3 protein-coding genes are annotated in these 1,798 nt (G+C 67.7%); 1 reads left to right on the top strand and 2 read right to left on the bottom strand.

Annotation, left to right across the window (positions count from 1 at the left end; genetic code table 11):
* Positions 1 to 108: 108 nt before the first annotated feature.
* Both IJH84_RS08615 and IJH84_RS08620 read right to left on the bottom strand, forming a co-directional pair.
* On the bottom strand, positions 109 to 618 hold the full coding sequence (locus IJH84_RS08615; RefSeq protein ID WP_295142436.1) for a DUF5130 family protein: 510 nt from the start codon (positions 616 to 618) through the stop codon (positions 109 to 111).
* Positions 605 to 844: a hypothetical protein gene (locus tag IJH84_RS08620; protein ID WP_295142438.1), complete on the bottom strand. Its 240-nt coding sequence runs from the start codon at positions 842 to 844 to the stop codon at positions 605 to 607. Before IJH84_RS08620 ends, IJH84_RS08615 begins: the two co-directional genes overlap by 14 nt.
* 267 nt (positions 845 to 1,111) lie before the next feature.
* On the opposite strand from IJH84_RS08620, the gene IJH84_RS08625 reads away from it, so the two are divergent.
* Positions 1,112 to 1,798: hypothetical protein (locus IJH84_RS08625; RefSeq protein ID WP_295142440.1), on the top strand; the 687-nt coding region annotated here is incomplete at its 3' end.

The following is a 1,798-nucleotide window of genomic DNA, read 5'->3' on the forward strand; positions in this document are numbered from 1 at the left end:
CCTTCTCGTGCTCCATTGGTGCTCGTCTACGCAGCGATCCCCGGTCGTCCCCGGCGGCTGACCGGGTACGCAACCGCCACTCTCCCGCCAGGATTCGCCGGGAAGCGATCAGTGCGCCGCGGAGTGCTGCGTTCCTGCGGCGTCGGACAGCATCCGCAACGCGCTGATGAGTCCTTCGAGCAGTTCGCCTTCCTTGAACGACGCGACCATGCTCATCAGGGCGAGCTGGCAACTGCGGTCCGGCACCCGGCGCTTGGACTCCTCGCCGGTGACGATCTCCACGCGCCGCTGCTGCGGCGACACCGCGACCAGCACCCCTTCCGCGGCCCGCGCACCGAGGTTGGCGTGCAGCCCGCCCGCGAACTCCCGGGTGTCCTCGCCCAGGTCGCCGAGGTAGATCGCGAACTCCAGCCCGGTGCTGCGGCTGGACAGCGTCAGCGCCTCGTCGATCCGGGCGAGCTGCGCCGGGCTGAACGGCAGCTTCGGCCGCTGCGGTTCGACCCGGCGGGCGATCGACAGTCGTCCGGTGGCGGTCAGCACCTCGCCGGTGGCGAGTTCGGATTCCGACGGTTGCCCGTCCGGACCGTGCCCGGGCGTAGCGATCTCACCAGTTCCCATGTGCGCCTCCCCGATCGGTGCTGGCAGCCCGCGCGGAAGCGGCGCCTTCCGGCGCAGTGCTCGTGCTCGCCGGGTCGGCGACCCAGAAGACCGGGTCGAAGTTCCAGTCCTGGCCGGCGCGGTAGCGGTTGCGGGTCAGCTTCGGCCACAGCGCGATCAGCGTGGCGAGGCCGTACACGGCCGCTGGGATCGCCACCAGGACGAGCAAGGTCTCCACGACAGTCACGAGCCGTACGGTAGCCGATCACCTCGTCCGATGGGACGGGTCCATGCGGGCTTGTCGCGGCGGCCGCGCCGCTGTTCGCCGCTGACCGCTCCGGCCGCGATCGGCACCGCCTCCAGCCGTTATCACTTTATGTATTCAGTGGCCAAAAGTTCAGCTACAGCGAGTGTTCACAACGGGCGTGAGCAGGAGTTGAACTACTGAACGTCACTAGTCAACCGTGTTATGTCTCACGTAAGGTAACTCTTTCAGACTAATGATCGCGGCCGAATGGAGCCCATCCAGAAGGTTGCAGTGGACGGCGAGTTGGCGGCTTGTTCGAGCCCTTGCGCGCTTCTAGTTTTTCACCTGTATGGGCCTTGCATATTTGATCACTTGCCCATAACTCGGCTATTCAAGCGCAGGAGGCACACCATGTCGATCATCAAAACCGCCGCTCAGCGTAATACTCTCACTCTTTCGACAAGCTCGCAGCCGCTTGCCGAACACGGTGTGCACACGGCGTCGGGTGTTCGGATCAGCGGCGACGACCGCGGTGTCCGCATCAGCGCCGAGCGGGGCGTGCGGATCAGCGCGCGGGCCGGTGTCCGCATCAGCGCGACCGAGCGCGGAGTCCGCATCAGCGGCGCCGAGCGGGGCGTGCGCATCAGCAGCCGGGCCGGGGTCCGAATCAGTGCCGCGGCAGGCGTGCGCATCAGCGGTGAACAGCGCGGTGTCCGAATCAGCGGTCGCAGCGGTGTCCGCATCAGCGCGATCGAGCGCGGGGTGCGCATCAGCAGCGCGGAGCGCGGGGTGCGCATCAGCGGCCAGCACGGCGTCCGGATCAGCGGTGCGCAGCGCGGGGTTCGCATCAGCGGTCAGGCAGGCGTCGGCATCCTGGGGCAGGCGGGCGTGCGCATCAGCGGTCAGGAGCACCGGGCGAGCGTCGTTGACCAGCGAACCGGGGTGCGCATCAGC

This window comes from Saccharopolyspora sp., from assembly GCF_017434145.1.
GTDB lineage: Bacteria > Actinomycetota > Actinomycetes > Mycobacteriales > Pseudonocardiaceae > Saccharopolyspora_C > Saccharopolyspora_C galaxeae.